Source organism: Streptomyces viridiviolaceus, assembly GCF_014650995.1.
In the GTDB taxonomy this organism is placed as follows: Bacteria; Actinomycetota; Actinomycetes; order Streptomycetales; family Streptomycetaceae; genus Streptomyces; species Streptomyces viridiviolaceus.
The window spans coordinates 229,912-246,933 of sequence record NZ_BMWA01000011.1 but is presented as its reverse complement, the minus strand read 5'-3'; the positions used below and the strand labels follow the sequence as shown (position 1 = coordinate 246,933).

The following is a 17,022-nucleotide window of genomic DNA, read 5'->3' as shown; positions in this document are numbered from 1 at the left end:
GGGGGCGCTAGCTCGCCAGACGGCGGCCGGCGTCCTCGAGACGGTCCGCGATGGAGCCGTTGATGACCTCGTCACCGACCTGCACCCGGATCCCGCCGACGACCTCGGGGTCCACGTCGAGGTTGAGGTGCATCCGGCGGCCGTAGAGCTTGGCGAGGGCGGCGCCGAGGCGCTGCTTCTGCGTGTCGCTCAGCGGCACCGCCGACGTGACGACGGCGACCATGCGGTCCCGGCGCTCGGCGGCGAGCTTGGACAGGGACTCGAGTCCCGACTCCAGGCTACGTCCCCGGGGCGCGGTCACAAGGCGCGTCACCAGACGCTCGGTGGTCACGTACGCCCGGCCGCCGAGCAGGCTGCGCAGCAGCTCGCTCTTGGCCGAGGTGGTGGCCTTGCGGTCGGTCAGCGCGGCGCGGAGCTCGGTGTTCGAGGAGACGATCCGGCTGAACCGGAACAGCTCGTCCTCGACGTCGTCGAGCCTGTTCGCCTTCTGCGCGGCGGTGAGGTCGGCGGTGTTCGCCAGCTCCTCCAGCGCGTCCACCAGGTCGCGGGACTGCGACCAGCGGGAACGCACCATGCCGGACACCAGGTCGGCGGCCGGGCCGCTGACCTGGGCGCCGAAGAGGCGCTGGGCGAGTTCGGCCTTGGCCTCGCCGGCCTGCGCCGGGTCGGTCAGGACCCGACGCAGCGACACCTCGCGGTCGAGCAGCGCGGTGACGGCGGCCAGCTCCTCGGCGAGCGAGCCCGCGTCCACGGACGTGGAGTCCGTCAGCGCGTCGAGACGCTCGCGTGCGGCGGCCAGGGCCTCGCGGCTCGCTCCGTTCATCGCGTGGCCTCGGCCTTCGTCGCCTTGTCGTCGAGCTCGTCCAGGAAGCGGTCGATGACGCGGCTCTGACGGGCGTGGTCCTCGAGGGACTCGCCGACGAGCTTGCCGGCCAGCTCGGTGGCGAGCTTGCCGACGTCCTGGCGCAGCGCGGACGAGGCGGCCTTGCGGTCGGCCTCGATCTGCGCGTGACCGGCGGCGATGATCTCCTCACGCTGCCGCTGGCCTTCCGCGCGCATCTCGGCGATGAGCGTGGCGCCCTGCTCCTGAGCCTCCTGGCGCAGGCGCGCGGCCTCGTGCCGGGCCTCGGCGAGCTGGGCCTTGTACTGCTCAAGGACGCTCTGGGCCTCGGTCTGCGCGGCCTCGGCCTTCTCGATACCGCCCTCGATGGCCTCGCGACGCTCTTCCAGAACCTTGTTGATGTTCGGGAGCAGCTTCTTGGCGAGGAAGCCGAAGACGATGACGAAGGCGATCAGGCCGATGACAAGCTCGGGGATCGGCGGGACGAGAGGGTTCTCACCCTCCGCGGCCGCGATCGTGAGCAGCTGGCTCATGTGTGTGCCTTTCGTCTAGTCGGCTGGTCTGTGTCAGCGATCAGTAGCCGTAGACGAACGGCATGACCAGACCGATCAGGGCCAGCGCCTCACAGAAGGCGAAGCCGAGGATCTGGTTGGCACGGATCAGGCCGGCGGCCTCGGGCTGGCGGGCGAGGGCCTGGGTGCCGTTACCGAAGATGATGCCGACGCCGACGCCGGGGCCGATTGCGGCGAGACCGTAACCGATGGAACCGAGGGAACCTTCGACGGCAGCAAGGGTCTGGGACATGCCAGTTCTTCCTTTTCCTTTACGGACCGGTGGGGGTTGGCCACCGGACGACTTGTTGAGGGCGGTGTGGGCGCCGACTCAGTGGTGCTCGGCCAGCGCGCCCTGGATGTAGGTGCAGGTCAGCAGGACGAACACGTACGCCTGCAGGGCCTGGATGAACAGCTCGAAGGCGGTCATCACGATGACCATCACGAACGAGACACCCGCGTAGGCGATGCCGACGCCGTTCAGCAGGTACCAGCTGGCGATCGTGAAGAGCAGCAGCAGGGTGTGCCCGGCGAACATGTTGGCGAAGAGTCGCACGGCGTGGGTGAACGGCCGGATCAGCAGGTTCGAGAAGAGCTCGATCAGCATGGCCAGCGGCAGCACCGGGCCGAGCGACTTGTCGTAGCCGGTGACGTTCTTCCAGAAGCCGACGAAGCCGTGCCGCTTAAAGGTCAGCGACACCCACAGGATGTAGACGATCAGGGCCAGGATCATCGGGTACGCGATGATCGAGGTGACCGGGAACTGGGCGACCGGAATGATCGACCAGAGGTTCATCATCCAGACGAAGAAGAACAGCGAGACCACGAGGGGGACGTACTTCTCGCCCTCCTTCTTGCCGATGGTCTCGTAGACGACACCGCGCCGGATGAAGTCGTAGCCCGCCTCGGCGACCATCTGCAGCTTGCCCGGGACGACCTGCGGCCTGCGGAAGGCGGCCCAGAAGAAGCCGACGACGATGATCGAGCCGAGCAGCGCCAGCAGCATCGTCTTGTTGAAGTACAGGTTGCTGTCCGCGTCGCCCCAGAGAGGCTGGAACAGGAACGAGTGCAGGCCCGGGGAGACCTCCGCGAAGCCGCAGCCGTCGAAGATGTGGCAGTCGGTCTCGAAGGCGAGCACCTGCGTCGGGTCAGCACTCACCGCGGGCTCCTTCATCGTGGCGCATGGGTACGGCAACCTCGTTGTGTCGGCGCGGCGCGTGACCGCGGTTCGGCACGGGACTGGTGTTACGGATGTGGGGGCGGCTGTGGGGCATCTCGCCTCGCGATTGAGCAGGCGTCAGCTCGGATGCCCGCGCCCGCGATGCCGCAGTTGGCACCGGACGATAGCAGGACTTCACATGCCTCTTTATCCCGGCCCTACCCCTCACGACGAGTGCCCCGTCTTTTCGGGCTTTTCGCCCGTCGACTCGGGCTCGACGTAAAGAATCTTGGACTTCATGTGGGCGCGCGTCTGGGCGGCGATCCAGGCGAGGGTGCCGGCGACCAGGGTGAGCGCGAAGGCCCGGGGATTGAACAGCGTCGTGTTCTTGAACGCGGCGACGAAGATGAACAGCAGAAGAATCTGTGCCGCGTAGAGCATCAGGCCCATCGCCTGGAAGAGGTGCGGAAGCGATTTGGCGGTGCGCTGCAGGATGTACAGGCCGAGCCCCATGAAGAGGATGACCACCAGCGTTCCCACCACGGCTCCGACCGCCCCCTTGCCGCCCGCGACCACGCCGCTGACGACGGCGGCGATGGCACCGACGGCAGCAGTGGGCACGGCGGCCTGGAGCAGGATCCGGGCGTCATTGGACGGCATGGCGGCAACTCCGCTTTTTCACAGGGGGCAGGGTGTCGTCATGGACGAGCGTAGTCCCGGGCTGAGTGAAGACCTCACGCCAAGAGACCGTCGCACTACGGTCCTTCGGCTTTATCCGGGGGTTCTCGTGAACGGTATCACAAACTATTTGATGAGGTCTTTACCTGTGGGTGTGCTGGCTGTCACACATGAGAGTGACCGTGCGCGTCTGTGCAAATACAGAGCCCGTTTGTCTGGTATTGCGGGGATTCGTTCCCCCACGACTTGGCAATGCTCTAGTCAGATTCTTACCTTGCGCGCGAACGGGGTCCCACGGCGGTCGCGCCGTTGACGCCCGAGACGCCCACGGCGACCGGGATGCGCTCCTCCGCCTCGTCCGCGGCCGGCGTCCGCTCGGCCGCCACCGCCCGGCGCCGGCGGTAGCGCGGCGGCACGAAGCGCTCGGCCCAGCGCGGGGCCCGCGGGGTGAAGCGCGGCATCAGGAGCAGGATCAGGCCGATCGCACTGAGGAAGACGACGCTCAGCACGATCCACATCGACGCGGAGTTCACGGAGTAGGCGAGCGCGCCGAAGGCGATCAGCGCCGAGAAGAAGTACATGATCAGCACCGCGCGGCTGTGGGAGTGGCCGATCTCCAGCAGGCGGTGGTGCAGGTGCCCCCGGTCCGCCGCGAACGGCGACTGGCCGCGCCAGGTGCGCCGGACGATGGCGAGGATCAGGTCGGCGGCCGGGATCGCGATGATCGTCAGCGGCATCAGCAGCGGGATGTAGACCGGCACCATCTGGTGCACGGTGTTGCGCTCGGAGCCGGAGAACAGCTTCATCACGTCGGGGTCGACCTGACCCGTGACGGAGATCGCGCCGGCGGCCAGGACCAGGCCGATCAGCATCGAGCCCGAGTCGCCCATGAAGATCCGGGCGGGGTGCATGTTGTGCGGCAGGAAGCCCAGGCACATGCCCATGAGGATGGCGGCGAACAGCGTGGCCGGGGCGGCTGCCTCGATGCCGTACGAGTACCAGATCCGGTAGGCGTACATGAAGAACGCGGCCGCCGCGATGCACACCATGCCGGCCGCGAGGCCGTCGAGGCCGTCCACGAAGTTGACCGCGTTGATGGTGATGACGACCAGGGCGACCGTCAGCAGGGTGCCCTGCCACTGGGTCAGGGCCACCGTGCCGACGCCCGGTACCGGGATCCACAGGATGGTCAGGCCCTGCACCACCATCACGCCGGCGGCGATCATCTGGCCGCCCAGCTTGATCAGGGCGTCGATCTCGAACTTGTCGTCCAGGACGCCGATCAGCCAGATCAGCGCGGCTCCGGAGAGCAGGGCCCTGGGCTCGTTGGACTTCTCGAAGACCTCGTTGAGGTTGGTGAGGTGGTCGGCGACCAGCAGGCCCGCGCACAGCCCGAAGAACATGGCGATCCCGCCGAGGCGCGGAGTGGGCTCCCGGTGCACGTCACGTGCCCGGATCTCCGGCATCGCCCCCGCCACGATCGCGAACTTCCGTACCGGCCCTGTCAGCAGATACGTCACCGCGGCCGTGATGCAGAGCGTCAGCAGGTATTCACGCACGGGCTTCCCCACAGGTCTCGCTGGCCATTCCCAGCCCCACACCCTAGCGATGCGCGCATACGAGTGGGGACTTCCGGGTAGCGACGATGGTTGCACGAGTGGCTGTGCACGCGAGTGCGCCTACCCCGCCTCAGCCCGGATACGGCGGAAATCCCGCGACCAGCTCCCGCACCGACTCCCGTGCGACGGCCGGGTCCGTGCCGCCCCGCAGCACCCCGGCGAGCAGTGCGCCGACGGTCCTCATCTCCCCCTCCGCCATGCCCTGCGTGGTCACCGCCGCCGTGCCCAGGCGCAGCCCGCGGGCGTCGCCGTGCGGCAGCGCACAGCAGTCCAGGACGATGCCGGCCGCCGCGAGCCGGCCCCGTGCGGTCCTGCCGTCGACGCCGAGCGGGGCGGGGTCGGCGGTGAGCAGGTGGGTGTCCGTGCCGCCGGTGGTGACGACGAGGCCCTCGGCGGCCAGGTGGGCGGCGAGCGTCCTGGCGTTGGCGACCACCTGATGGGCGTACGCGGCGAAGGCCGGGGTCCTCGCCTCCCCGAAGGCGACCGCCTTGCCCGCGATGGTATGCATCTGCGCCCCGCCCTGGGTGAACGGGAAGACGGCCCGGTCCACCCGCTCGGCCAGCTCGCTCCCGCAGAGGATCATCCCGCCGCGCGGACCGCGCAGCACCTTGTGCGTGGTGGCGCAGACGATGTCGGCGTACGGCACCGGGCTGGGCGCCGCTCCCCCGGCGACCAGCCCCATGGGGTGGGCGGCGTCCGCGATGAGGTAGGCGCCCACCTCGTCGGCGACCTCGCGGAAGGCGGCGTAGTCGATGTGGCGGGGATAGGCGATGGACCCGCACACGATCGCCTTGGGCCGGTGCGTGCGGGCCAGGGTGCGCACCTGGTCGTAGTCGATCAGCCCGGTCTCCGCGTCCACTCCGTAGCCGACGAAGTCGAACCAGCGGCCGGAGAAGTTGGCGGGCGAGCCGTGCGTGAGGTGGCCGCCGTACGGCAGGCCGAGCGCGAGGACGGAGTCGCCGGGGCGCAGCAGCGCCGCGTACGCGGCCAGCACCGCGGAGGAGCCGGAGTGGGACTGGACGTTGGCGTGCTCGGCGCCGAACAGGTCCTGGGCCCGCTGCACGGCGAGCCGCTCGGCGAGGTCGACGATCTCGCAGCCACCGTGGTGGCGGGCGCCGGGGTAGCCCTCGGCGTACTTGTTGGCGAGCGGGGAGCCCAGCGCGGCCAGCACCGCGGGCGACGTGAAGTTCTCGGCGGCGATCAGCTGGAGCGTCGTCGACTGCCGGTGGCGTTCGGCGAGCAGGATCTCGGCCAGCTCGGGGTCCTGCCGTCGCAGGACATCGGCATCGGCCTCGAGGGCATGGGTGACCGACATGGTGCGCTCCGGGCGTGCGTCGACGGTGACGTACGACCAATGTAGGCCCGGTACGTCCCGAGCGCCCGAGTTGCCGCCCGATCGGCCCCGACATGGCCGGCCGTCTCCCACGTCCGGGCGGCCACCCCCGTCAACGCCTTCACCACGAGGAACCCGGCCCCCAGGACGCCTCCCGCACCACGTAGCCCCGGCGGACCCCCGAGCCCCGAGCCGCTACGGCGGAACCCCTCCGCCGGCCCCCGGCCCCGCGTCACGCGCGCGCGGCCACCCCCGTCAACGCCGTCACCACGGGATCCAGCGCCTGGTGTATCTCGTCGCCGATCGACCGGAAGAACGTCAGCGGCGCCCCGTACGGGTCGTACACCTCGTCCGCCTCCGCCGTGGGCGCCAGAAGCCACCCGCGTAGAGCCGCCGCGGCACGCACCAGCGCACGAGCCCGGGCGACCACGCCCTCCTCCAGCGGGGGCAGGGTGGCCGGGTCTATGGCGTTCACCAGGCGGGTGAACTCCTTGAGGGTGAAGGTGCGCAGGCCCGCCGAGTGGCCCATGGAGATGACCTGGGCGCGGTGGTCCCGGGTCGCCGTCAGTACCAGGTCGGCGCGGATCACGTGCTCGTCGAGCAGTTCGCGGCCGGTGAAGCCGGAGGCGTCGGCGCCGAAGTCGGCCAGGACGGTCTCGGCGTGCGATTCCATGGGCGCGCCCTCGTGGCCCCAGGTCCCCGCGCTCTCCACGATCAGCGCGCCGCCCAGGATGCCGAGCCGCTCCGTCACGAGGTGCCGGGTCAGCCGCTCGGTGATGGGCGAGCGGCACACGTTTCCGGTGCTGACGTGGAGGATGCGGAAGCTGTCGCGCGGAAAGCCGAAAGTCGTCGTCACCTCCGCGGGGCGTTCCCCGCCACCTATGCCACGCCCCGTCTCAGGGGCCGTCAATTCGCCACCTCGAGGTCGGGTACGACCTTGCGCAGCTCCTCCGCCGACAGCGCGCCCGCGCGCAGCAGCAGGGGCACCTCGCGGGTGACGTCGACGATCGACGACGGGACGTTGCCGGGGGTGGGGCCGCCGTCGAGGTAGACGGAGACGGAGTCGCCGAGCATCTGCTGGGCCGCGTCGCAGTCCTCCGGCGCCGGGTGACCGGTGAGGTTGGCGGAGGAGACGGCCATGGGGCCGACCTCGGTGAGCAGCTCGATGGCCACGGGGTGCAGCGGCATGCGCACGGCGACCGTGCCGCGGGTGTCGCCGAGGTCCCACTGGAGGGAGGGCTGGTGCTTGGCGACGAGGGTCAGGGCGCCGGGCCAGAAGGCGTCGACCAGTTCCCAGGCCTTCTCGGAGAAGTCCGTGACCAGGCCGTGCAGGGTGTTCGGGGAGCCGATGAGGACAGGGGTGGGCATGTTGCGGCCCCGGCCCTTCGCGGCCAGCAGGTCGGCGACGGCCTCCGAGGTGAACGCGTCGGCGCCGATGCCGTACACGGTGTCCGTCGGCAGCACCACGAGCTCGCCACGGCGGACGGCGGACGCGGCCTCACGCAGACCGGTCACGCGGTCGGTCGCGTCGTTGGTGTCGTATCGCCGTGCCATTTAGCGGGCCTCCTCGTACACGTACTGCGGGTCAGAAGTCTGGGACGGGCTCACGGCAGCGCCTTGCGGGCGGTCGCGAACCTCGGGCGGTTGTTGAGGTCGGGGTGGTCGGCCGCGTCGGCCCAGCCCCGCTCCTCGGTGAAGATCCACGGCACCTGCCCGCCCTGGGTGTCGGCGTGCTCGACGACGACGACGCCGCCGGGGCGCAGCAGCCGGTGCGCGGTGCGTTCCAGGCCGCGGATGAGGTCGAGGCCGTCCTCCCCGGAGAACAGCGCCATCTGGGGGTCGTGGTCACGCGCTTCCGGAGCGACGTACTCCCACTCGGTGAGCGGGATGTACGGCGGGTTGGAGATGACCAGGTCGACCTGTCCGTCGAGGTCCGGGAAGGCCGTCAGGGCGTCGCCCTGGCGCAGCTCGACCCTGGACCCTTCCATGTTCTTGCGCGTCCACACCAGCGCGTCCTCGGACAGCTCCACGGCGTACACGCGCGAGCGCGGCACCTCCTGGGCGAGCGCGAGCGCGATGGCGCCCGAGCCGGTGCACAGGTCGACGATGCACGGCTCGACCACGTCCATGGCGCGTACGGCGTCTATGGCCCAGCCGACCACGGACTCGGTCTCCGGACGCGGTACGAACACTCCGGGGCCGACCTGGAGCTCCAGGTAGCGGAAGTAGGCGCGTCCGGTGATGTGCTGGAGCGGCTCGCGCGCCTCCCGGCGGGCGACGACCTCCCAGTACCGGGCGTCGAAGTCCGCGTCCGGCACGGTGTGCAGCTCGCCCCGCTTGACGCCGTGCAGATACGCGGCGAGCTCCTCCGCGTCGGTGCGCGGCGAGGGCACGCCGGCGTCGGCCAGCCGCTGGGTGGCCTGGGCCACCTCCGCGAGCAGCAGGTTCACGCTGGTCCTCCGAGCTGTCTTACGAGGGTTGTGCGGCTGCTTATGCGGCTGCCAGCTTGGCCGCCGAGTCCGCGTCGACGCACGCCTGGATCACCGCGTCGAGGTCGCCGTCCAGGACCTGGTCCAGGTTGTACGCCTTGAAGCCGACCCGGTGGTCCGAGATGCGGTTCTCCGGGAAGTTGTACGTACGGATCTTCTCGGAGCGGTCGACGGTGCGGACCTGGCTGCGGCGGGCGTCCGCGGCCTCCTTCTCCGCCTCCTCCTGAGCCGCCGCGAGCAGCCTGGAGCGCAGGATACGCATCGCCTGCTCCTTGTTCTGCAGCTGGCTCTTCTCGTTCTGGCAGGAGGCGACGACTCCGGTGGGGATGTGCGTGATGCGCACGGCGGAGTCCGTGGTGTTGACGGACTGGCCGCCGGGGCCGGAGGACCGGTAGACGTCGATGCGCAGGTCGTTGGGGTTGATCTCGACGTCGATCTCCTCGGCCTCGGGCGTCACCAGCACGCCGGCCGCGGAGGTGTGGATACGGCCCTGGGACTCGGTCGCGGGCACCCGCTGCACGCGGTGCACGCCGCCCTCGTACTTCAGCCGGGCCCACACGCCCTGGCCGGGCTCGGTGGCGCCCTGGCCGCCCTTGGTCTTCACGGCGACCTGGACGTCCTTGTAGCCGCCCAGCTCCGACTCGGTGGAGTCGATGATCTCGGTCTTCCAGCCGACCCGCTCGGCGTACCGCAGGTACATGCGCAGCAGGTCGCCGGCGAACAGGGCGGACTCGTCGCCGCCCGCGCCCGCCTTGATCTCCAGGATGACGTCCTTGTCGTCGCTGGGGTCGCGCGGGACGAGCAGCAGGCGGAGCTTCTCGGTGAGCTCCTCGCGCTGCTTCTCCAGGTCCTTGACCTCGGCGGCGAAGTCCGGGTCGTCCGCGGCGAACTCACGCGCGGTCTCGATGTCGTCGCCCGTCTGCTTCCAGGAGCGGTACGTGGCGACGATCGGGGTGAGCTCGGCGTAGCGCTTGTTCAGCTTGCGCGCGTTGGCCTGGTCGGCGTGGACCGACGGGTCGGCGAGCTTCTTCTCCAGGTCGGCGTGCTCGGCGACGAGTTCCTCGACGGCCTCGAACATCTTGGGGCTCCTGTACTGCGGGAAGGGAAGGCGGCGACCAAAAACGCCGGTCCCGGCGCTCCCCCGGGCTGGGGGCGCGGCCGTGGACCGGCGATCGGTGGCTCGCTACTTCTTGGAGCCGGCGGCAGCCTTGCCGAAGCGGGCCTCGAAGCGGGCCACACGGCCACCGGTGTCGAGGATCTTCTGCTTGCCCGTGTAGAACGGGTGGCACTCGGAGCAGACCTCGGCCCGGATGGTGCCGGACTCGATGGTGCTGCGCGTGGTGAACGACGCGCCGCAGGTGCAGCTGACCTGCGTCTCGACGTACTCGGGGTGGATGTCGCGCTTCAAGGTGTCTCCTATGTTCCGGGAGGGCGCCGGGTCGCAGCCGCGGGATGCGGGAGCGTGAACCGGAGCCGACGTACCAGTCTGCCAGGACTGGGGCCATCCCCCAAAACCGGGGGCGGGCGTTGTGTATTCCTGCGGGCCGTCGGTGGTTGCCCGCGCCCACGCGGCGGAGTCGCACACCGATACGGCGGCGCGTCCCTATCCGGCGCTCACGACGCCGTCCGCCTCACCGGTGGCCGTGCCTTCCGTGGCCGCCGCCGGGATCGCCCGGTCGTTCTTCAGCGCGTCCCACACCTGCCGGGACTTGGTCTCCTCCACCAGGACGCGGTTGGCGTCGGCGGGGTCGTAGATCACCGGCATCGTGACCATGTGCATGTTGGCGGGGCCGATGCCCTTCAGGCCGCCGGCGAAGGACACCAGGGAGTTCACCGAGCCCAGCTCGGAATCGGTGGTCACCGTCTTGGTGGCGGTGTCGGCGAGGTCGTACAGCTTCTTGGGGTTGGTGAGGACGCCGACGTCCTCGACCTGGTCGACCAGGGCCTTGATGAAGGCCTGCTGGAGCTGGATGCGGCCGAGGTCGGAGCCGTCGCCGACGCCGTGCCGGGTGCGGACCAGGCCGAGGGCCTGTTCGCCGTCGAGCGTGTGGGTGCCGGCCTTCAGGTCGAGGTGGCTGTCGGGGTCCTCGATGTCCTCGGTGGTGGTCACCTCGACACCGCCCAGGTCGTCGATGAGCTGCTGGAAGCCGCTGAAGTCGACCTCCAGGTAGTGGTCCATCCGCAGGCCGGAGAGGGTCTCGACGGTCTTCACGGCGCAGGCGGCCCCGCCGGTGGAGTAGGCCGAGTTGAACATCACGTCGTCGGCCGCCGGGTGCTCGTTCCCGTCGGTGTCGGTGCACTCCGGGCGGTCGATGAGGGTGTCGCGCGGGATGGAGACCACGCTGGCCTTCTTGTGGCCCTTGTAGACGTGCACGACCATCGCGGTGTCGGAGCGGGCGGTGCCGTCGTCGACGCCGCCGCCGAGCTTGCCGTTGCCGCCGGAGCGGGTGTCCGAGCCGAGGACGAGGATGTTCTCCGAGCCGTTGTCGGCCTTCTCGGGCCGGTCGGCGCCGAGGGCCTGGTCGATGTCGACGCTCTGGAGGTTGCCGTTGAGCTTGAAGTACAGGTAGCCGGCGCCGGTGCCGCCCAGGACCACGATGCCCGCGGCGGTCCAGGCCATGACCAGCAGGCCCTTGCGTCGCTTGGCGCGGGGCCTGCGGCGGCGGCCCTTGGCACGGTGGCGTCGCCCCGTGGTGCCGGACTCACCCGGTATCGCGGGTCCCGGCCTGCTCTCGGCGGACATGTGCTCCTCGGTTCTCGTCCGGTCGGCTACCCCCTGCTCCCGGGGTCGGGTCCGGTCCGGTCGCTCGTCGGCCGGTACCTCTCCATCGTCCCTCCGTACGTCAGACGGCGGAACTCGGCACAGGGTTGCACAACGACCTGTGCCCGGCGCGTGGCGCGCCGGGCACAGGGAGTCACCGAGTGGTCCGCGATCACCGCGGCCACCTGCGGGTTCAGCTGAAGATGTCGTAGATGCCGAACCCGCTGCCGATCTTCACCGGTGTGGCGAAGATCGCGGAGGTGGTCTTGCTCGTGCCCGGATACAGGTACAGGTTTCCGGCGGTGGACAGGGCCAGGAAGTCGGCCTTGCCGTCACCGGTCACGTCGCCGGGGGCGGCGAAGGTCTTGTACGTGGGCCAGGTGCGCACCTTGATCCGGCTGGAGAAGGCGTAGTGCCCGGCGTTGCCGGTGCCCTTGTACAGGTACAGGTACCCGCCGCTCCTGCTGCGCGCGAGCAGGTCCGCCTTGCCGTCGCCGGTGAAGTCGCCGTGGGCGCGGACGTAGTCGTACGTGGTCCAGCCGCCGCCGACCTGGACGCGGGTGTTGAAGGAGCCGTTGCCGCGGCCGGGGTAGATCCACAGCACGCCGCCGGAGTCGACGGAGAGCAGGTCGGGCAGCGCGTCGCCGGTGACGTCACCGGGGGCGAGGATCTGCTTGCGGCTGCCCCAGCCGGTGAAGAGGGTCTTGTACGACCAGGAGCCGCTGGACGGCACGTAGTGCGCCCAGATCACCTCGCCGGTGGAGCTGACGCGGTAGACGACGTCCTGGTAGCCGTCGCGGTCGAGGTCGGTCTGCAGGACGACGTTGACGCCGTCCCAGTTGCCCCAGGACTCGCGGGCGCCGAACGAGGTGCCCTTGGAGTTCTTGGAGAAGCCCTCCTTGTTGGACTTCTGGCGCACCCACAGGTCGGCGCGGTGGTCACCGTTGATGTTGGTGTCCTCCACGCGCGGGTAGGCGGCGCCGGCGTAGCTGCTGACCTTCGCGAAGACGCTGTACGCGCCCTTGGCGACACAGTCCTCCACGCCCCAGGAGACGACGCCGACGATGCGCCCGCCGACGACGAGCGGGCCGCCGGAGTCGCCGTTGCACGCCGAGACGGTGCCGGTGTCGGAGCCGGTGGCGGGGGTGCCCGCACAGACCATGTGGCCCTTGACGAAGTCGGCTCCCCAGGCGCCCGAGCAGGTGGTGTCGGACTGGATCGGCAGCGTGGCCGTCTTCAGCACGTCGGAGATGTCGTCCGAGGTGGAGCTGGTGCGGCCCCAGCCGTAGACCTTGGCGCTGGTGCCGGCCTTGTAGGACGCCGTGTCGGTCGACGACGTCATCGGGATCGGCTTGGCCGTGACCGGGTTCGGCAGGGTCAGTACGGCGATGTCGTTGTCGATGGTCACCGCGTTGTACGACGGGTGGTTCCACTGCCGCCACACGCCCGACACGGTGCCGCCGTGCAGGTCGCTGCCCGTGGCCAGCTGCGCGGTGCCGGTGACGACGGCGCCGTTGGCGTTCCAGTTGTAGCCCCGGACGCAGTGCGCGGCGGTGAGGATCTTCGTCGGCGCGACGACGGCGCCGCCGCAGAAGAAGCCGATGTCGTCGCTCTCGCCCGCGGTGCCGCGGTCGTCGTAGTACCACAGCTGGGCCATCCACGGCGCGGTGGAGATGCCGGTCTGCGTGCCGCCGATGATCTGCGCGTCGATCCGGGTGTCACCGGTGGTGTCGCTCAGCTGGGCCGTGCCGGCGCTCTCCCCGGCCTTGTCGTCACCGGCGACCGCGCCGGCGATGCGCCGCTGGAGCTCGGCCTGCGGCACCGTCCGGGTGGCGGGCTCGACCGTCGGGACCGGCCGGGCGGGGGCTGCGTCGGCGGACGACATCATCAGCGTGGCGGCGACCACGCCGGCCAGGCCCGCTGCCACGCCGGGCAGCACGAAGCGCGTCCTGCGTCTGTGACGGCCGGACCGGCCGGACGCGGACAGGGATGTGCTCACTCAGGTCCCCCCAGGAGATGAGAGTCGGAAGGAGCCGTGGCGCCGGTCGGATCCCCCCGGACGCCCACGCACTCAAGAGGGCGTGATCGTACACCTGTCCCAGGACACGCACAGGGCCGCCCCCGTCACCGGTGCGACCGGTGTACGGGGGCGGCCCTGTGGAGGTGCGAAGACGTCAGTCGCCGTTGCCGGGCGTCGGGGTCGTCTTCTGGATCTGCATCAGGAACTCGACGTTCGACTTCGTCTGCTTCATCTTGTCGAGGAGCAGCTCGATGGCCTGCTGCTGGTCGAGGGCGTGCAGCACCCGGCGCAGCTTCCAGACGACCGCGAGCTCCTCGTTGCCGAGCAGGATCTCCTCCTTGCGGGTGCCGGACGCGTCGACGTCCACCGCCGGGAAGATGCGCTTGTCGGCGAGCTTCCGGTCGAGCTTGAGCTCCATGTTGCCGGTGCCCTTGAACTCCTCGAAGATCACCTCGTCCATGCGGGACCCGGTGTCCACCAGGGCGGTGGCGAGGATGGTCAGCGAGCCGCCGTCCTCGATGTTGCGGGCCGCACCGAAGAAGCGCTTCGGCGGGTACAGGGCGGTCGAGTCGACACCACCGGAGAGGATGCGGCCGGAGGCCGGGGCGGCGAGGTTGTACGCACGGCCCAGACGCGTGATCGAGTCGAGCAGCACGACGACGTCGTGACCCAGCTCCACCAGCCGCTTGGCGCGCTCGATGGCGAGCTCGGCGACCGTGGTGTGGTCCTCGGCCGGACGGTCGAAGGTCGAGGAGATGACCTCGCCCTTGACCGACCGCTGCATGTCGGTGACCTCTTCCGGACGCTCGTCGACGAGGACGACCATCAGGTGGCACTCGGGGTTGTTGTGCGTGATCGCGTTGGCGATCGCCTGCATGATCATGGTCTTGCCGGTCTTCGGCGGGGCCACGATCAGACCGCGCTGGCCCTTACCGATCGGCGACACGAGGTCGATGATGCGGGTGGTCAGCACGCCCGGGTCGGTCTCCAGGCGCAGGCGGTCCTGCGGGTACAGCGGGGTGAGCTTGTTGAACTCCGGGCGGCCGCGGCCGTGTTCGGGCGCCATGCCGTTGACGGAGTCCAGGCGCACCAGCGCGTTGAACTTCTCGCGGCGCTCGCCCTCCTTGGGCTGGCGCACGGCACCGGTGATGTGGTCGCCCTTGCGCAGGCCGTTCTTGCGGACCTGGGCGAGGGAGACGTACACGTCGTTCGGGCCGGGCAGGTAGCCGGAGGTCCGGATGAAGGCGTAGTTGTCGAGGATGTCCAGGATGCCCGCGACCGGGATCAGGACGTCGTCCTCGGCGATCTGCGGCTCCTGCACGTCGTCGCGCCCGCGACGGCCACGCCGGTCGCGGTAGCGGCCGCGCCGGCCACGGCGCCCGCCCTCGAAGTCGTCGTCGTCCTGCTGGCGGTCCTGGCGTCCGCCGCCCTGCTGCTGGCGCTGCTGTCCACCGCCCTGCTGCTGGTCGTCGCCCTTGCCCCGCCGGTCGCGGTCGCGGCCGCGGTCACGGTCACGGTCACGGCGGTCGCGGCGGCGGCCCTCGCCGCCGTCACCGGCGTCGCCCTGCTGCTGGGACTGCTGCGCGGGCGTCTCGGCCTTCGGCTCGCTCTTGGCCTCGGCGGCGACCGTCTCGGTGCCGGCCGGGCTGCCGGCGTCGGCGGTGGCGCGGCGACGGCGGCGCTCGGAGGGAGCGTCGTCTCCCCCACGCTCGGCTTCGCTCGTGCGGGCGGTACCCCCAGCAGGCTGGCCGGGAATCTCGATCTGCTGCTGGGCCACGGCCTTCTCGGCCTTCTTGTCGGCCTTCTCCCCCTTGTCGGCGCTGTCGGCCTTCGGCGCCTTGTCGGCGGCGGGAGCCTCGTCGCCCGTACGGGACCGGGAGGTGGCGCGGCGCTTCGGCTTGGTCTCGCCGGCGGCGTCGGCGGCGGGCGCGGCCTTGGCAGGGGCGCCCCCCGCGGCCTGCGCCTCCTTGATGACCTCGATCAGCTGGCTCTTGCGCATGCGCGCGGTGCCCCTGATGCCGAGGCCGGACGCGACCTGCTGCAGCTCGGCCAGCACCATGCCCTCGAGGCCGGTACCGCGGCGCCGCCGGGAGCCGGCACCGGTGGCAGGCGCGGAAGCGTCCGTGGCGGGCGCGGCAGCGGTCTCCTCGACACGTGCGCCCATCAGATCGGTGGTGTCGCTCACGAAGGGTCCTTCCCTGGAGCGGACGTCGGCCTGTCTGGCTCGGCGACCGGTTGTGCTGTCCGGCTTCGGTTCCTGGTTGACGAACCGTGCCGGGGCGGTGGTCCGCCTAAGCGGCGGAAGAAATATCTGGTGATGGCGCGCCCCCTGGCCGTGGCACCCAGTGTCTGTGTCACGCGGCGTGGTCGCACCGGTTCCGGAGCGTGCCCGGCGGTCCGCTCAGTGTCCGTGTCGGCCGTACTGCTTGCGTACGACGTCCACCACACAATGCGGCTTGGGGGGCTCCCGGAAGAATGTCTGTCCCGGACGGGGACACGAGGCACCTCGCCATGGTGGGGTCGGGTGCAGACTTGAGATTAACACTACCGGATCCAACAAACATTCCCCCTCTCCAAATCCGGCAACCGTGTGTCAGGTCGCGAGCGGCAGCACGCACGCGCCCTGCTGGTCCAGACTCAGCCGGTTCGCGGCCCATTCCGTGCCCGCCAGCGCCTCGACCTTGTCGGCCGTGCCGGCGTCGGCCAGCGCCATCACCGTGGGCCCGGCGCCGGAGATCACCGCCGGGATGCCGTCGGCGCGCAGCCGCTCCACCAGCGCCGCGCTCTCCGGCATGGCGGGCGCGCGGTACTCCTGGTGGAGGCGGTCCTCGGTGGCCGGCAGCAGCAGCTCGGGGCGCCTGGTCAGGGCCTCGACGAGCAGCGCGGCGCGGCCGGCGTTGACGGCGGCGTCGACGTGCGGCACGGTGCGCGGCAGCAGGCCGCGCGCGGTCTCGGTCAGTACCGGCTTTCCGGGCACGAAAACCACCGGAACGATGGAATCGGCGGGCTCCATCCTGATCGCCCGGGCGGCGCCGGCCTCCATCCAGGACAGGGTGAAGCCGCCCAGCAGACAGGCCGCCACGTTGTCGGGGTGGCCCTCGATCTCGGTGGCGAGGTCGAGGAGCGCCGCGTCGTCGAGGCGGGCCTCGCCGCCTATGGTCACCGCGCGCGCGGCGACGATGCCGGCGCAGATGGCGGCGGAGGAGGAGCCGAGTCCGCGGCCGTGCGGGATGCGGTTGGCGCAGACGATCTCCAGGCCGCGCGGCTGTCCGCCCAGAGCGTCGAAGGCGGTGCGCAGGGAGCGTACGAGGAGGTGCTTCTCGTCGCGGGGCAGCGTCTCGCTGCCCTCACCCGCGATGTCGATGTGCAGCCCGGAGTCGGCCACCCGGACGACCACGTCGTCGTACAAGCCCAGCGCGAGGCCGAGGGCGTCGAAGCCCGGGCCGAGGTTGGCGCTGGTGGCGGGGACGCGCACCCGGACGGCGGCGGCGCGGAACGCTGGACCGGCCATCGCTCGATGACTCTCCTTGAGCTGCGTGACTGTCGAATGACATTCGATGACGTACGGAAA

16 protein-coding genes are annotated in these 17,022 nt (G+C 70.5%); all 16 read right to left on the bottom strand.

Annotated elements, in window-relative coordinates; genetic code table 11:
- Window positions 1–7: 7 nt before the first annotated feature.
- Window positions 8–823, bottom strand: coding sequence for a F0F1 ATP synthase subunit delta (locus tag IE260_RS18315; RefSeq protein ID WP_189873136.1), 816 nt, complete (start codon window positions 821–823; stop codon window positions 8–10).
- Window positions 820–1,374 carry a F0F1 ATP synthase subunit B gene (locus IE260_RS18310; protein ID WP_189873135.1) on the bottom strand — a complete coding sequence of 185 codons (555 nt, stop codon included), beginning with the start codon at window positions 1,372–1,374 and terminating at the stop codon, window positions 820–822. The genes IE260_RS18315 and IE260_RS18310 overlap by 4 nt, the downstream gene beginning before the upstream one ends.
- A 40-nt stretch (window positions 1,375–1,414) precedes the next feature.
- On the bottom strand, window positions 1,415–1,645 hold the full coding sequence (gene atpE / locus IE260_RS18305; protein ID WP_009321656.1) for an ATP synthase F0 subunit C: 231 nt from the start codon (window positions 1,643–1,645) through the stop codon (window positions 1,415–1,417).
- 78 nt (window positions 1,646–1,723) lie between these two features.
- On the bottom strand, window positions 1,724–2,566 hold the full coding sequence (atpB, locus tag IE260_RS18300; RefSeq protein WP_188185142.1) for a F0F1 ATP synthase subunit A: 843 nt from the start codon (window positions 2,564–2,566) through the stop codon (window positions 1,724–1,726).
- 210 nt (window positions 2,567–2,776) lie between these two features.
- Window positions 2,777–3,211, bottom strand: a complete 435-nt coding sequence (locus IE260_RS18295; RefSeq protein ID WP_189873133.1) for a Cg1360 family ATP-synthase-associated protein — start codon at window positions 3,209–3,211, stop codon at window positions 2,777–2,779.
- Window positions 3,212–3,498: 287 nt separating this feature from the next.
- On the bottom strand, window positions 3,499–4,788 hold the full coding sequence (locus tag IE260_RS18290; RefSeq protein WP_189873131.1) for an MraY family glycosyltransferase: 1,290 nt from the start codon (window positions 4,786–4,788) through the stop codon (window positions 3,499–3,501).
- Window positions 4,789–4,918: 130 nt separating this feature from the next.
- Entirely contained in the window at window positions 4,919–6,163 is a 1,245-nt protein-coding gene (gene glyA / locus IE260_RS18285; protein WP_189873129.1) for a serine hydroxymethyltransferase, read from the bottom strand.
- Window positions 6,164–6,413: 250 nt separating this feature from the next.
- Window positions 6,414–7,091 carry an arsenate reductase/protein-tyrosine-phosphatase family protein gene (locus IE260_RS18280; protein WP_189873127.1) on the bottom strand — a complete coding sequence of 226 codons (678 nt, stop codon included), beginning with the start codon at window positions 7,089–7,091 and terminating at the stop codon, window positions 6,414–6,416.
- Window positions 7,088–7,735 carry an L-threonylcarbamoyladenylate synthase gene (locus tag IE260_RS18275; protein ID WP_189873125.1) on the bottom strand — a complete coding sequence of 216 codons (648 nt, stop codon included), beginning with the start codon at window positions 7,733–7,735 and terminating at the stop codon, window positions 7,088–7,090. Before IE260_RS18275 ends, IE260_RS18280 begins: the two co-directional genes overlap by 4 nt.
- Window positions 7,736–7,785: 50 nt before the next feature.
- The gene (gene prmC, locus IE260_RS18270) at window positions 7,786–8,631 is read right to left on the bottom strand and encodes a peptide chain release factor N(5)-glutamine methyltransferase (RefSeq protein ID WP_189873123.1); all 846 of its coding nucleotides are present in this window, start codon (window positions 8,629–8,631) and stop codon (window positions 7,786–7,788) included.
- A gap of 40 nt (window positions 8,632–8,671) precedes the next feature.
- Entirely contained in the window at window positions 8,672–9,748 is a 1,077-nt protein-coding gene (prfA, locus tag IE260_RS18265) for a peptide chain release factor 1 (RefSeq protein ID WP_189873121.1), read from the bottom strand.
- Window positions 9,749–9,853: 105 nt separating this feature from the next.
- Window positions 9,854–10,078, bottom strand: coding sequence for a 50S ribosomal protein L31 (rpmE, locus tag IE260_RS18260; protein ID WP_019326867.1), 225 nt, complete (start codon window positions 10,076–10,078; stop codon window positions 9,854–9,856).
- 195 nt (window positions 10,079–10,273) lie between these two features.
- Window positions 10,274–11,413 (bottom strand): LCP family protein, encoded by a 1,140-nt coding sequence (locus IE260_RS18255; protein WP_189873119.1) that lies wholly within the window; start codon window positions 11,411–11,413, stop codon window positions 10,274–10,276.
- A 211-nt stretch (window positions 11,414–11,624) separates the two neighbouring features.
- The gene (locus IE260_RS18250; protein ID WP_189873276.1) at window positions 11,625–13,319 is read right to left on the bottom strand and encodes a trypsin-like serine protease; all 1,695 of its coding nucleotides are present in this window, start codon (window positions 13,317–13,319) and stop codon (window positions 11,625–11,627) included.
- Between the two features lie 286 nt (window positions 13,320–13,605).
- A complete protein-coding gene (gene rho / locus IE260_RS18245; RefSeq protein WP_189873117.1) occupies window positions 13,606–15,636 on the bottom strand; it encodes a transcription termination factor Rho in 2,031 nt (676 codons plus the stop codon).
- A 408-nt stretch (window positions 15,637–16,044) separates the two neighbouring features.
- Window positions 16,045–16,962 carry a homoserine kinase gene (thrB, locus tag IE260_RS18240; RefSeq protein ID WP_189873115.1) on the bottom strand — a complete coding sequence of 306 codons (918 nt, stop codon included), beginning with the start codon at window positions 16,960–16,962 and terminating at the stop codon, window positions 16,045–16,047.
- Between the last annotated feature and the right edge of the window lie 60 nt (window positions 16,963–17,022).

Coding starts and splice junctions, on each gene's coding strand:
- atpE (WP_009321656.1), bottom strand. CDS start 1,645: ATGTCCCAGACCCTTGCTGCCGTCGAAGGTTCCCTCGGTTCCATCGGT.
- IE260_RS18250 (WP_189873276.1), bottom strand. CDS start 13,319: ATGATGTCGTCCGCCGACGCAGCCCCCGCCCGGCCGGTCCCGACGGTC.
- IE260_RS18255 (WP_189873119.1), bottom strand. CDS start 11,413: ATGTCCGCCGAGAGCAGGCCGGGACCCGCGATACCGGGTGAGTCCGGC.
- prfA (WP_189873121.1), bottom strand. CDS start 9,748: ATGTTCGAGGCCGTCGAGGAACTCGTCGCCGAGCACGCCGACCTGGAG.
- IE260_RS18315 (WP_189873136.1), bottom strand. CDS start 823: ATGAACGGAGCGAGCCGCGAGGCCCTGGCCGCCGCACGCGAGCGTCTC.
- IE260_RS18295 (WP_189873133.1), bottom strand. CDS start 3,211: ATGCCGTCCAATGACGCCCGGATCCTGCTCCAGGCCGCCGTGCCCACT.
- atpB (WP_188185142.1), bottom strand. CDS start 2,566: ATGAAGGAGCCCGCGGTGAGTGCTGACCCGACGCAGGTGCTCGCCTTC.
- IE260_RS18310 (WP_189873135.1), bottom strand. CDS start 1,374: ATGAGCCAGCTGCTCACGATCGCGGCCGCGGAGGGTGAGAACCCTCTC.
- thrB (WP_189873115.1), bottom strand. CDS start 16,962: ATGGCCGGTCCAGCGTTCCGCGCCGCCGCCGTCCGGGTGCGCGTCCCC.
- IE260_RS18275 (WP_189873125.1), bottom strand. CDS start 7,735: ATGGCACGGCGATACGACACCAACGACGCGACCGACCGCGTGACCGGT.
- glyA (WP_189873129.1), bottom strand. CDS start 6,163: ATGTCGGTCACCCATGCCCTCGAGGCCGATGCCGATGTCCTGCGACGG.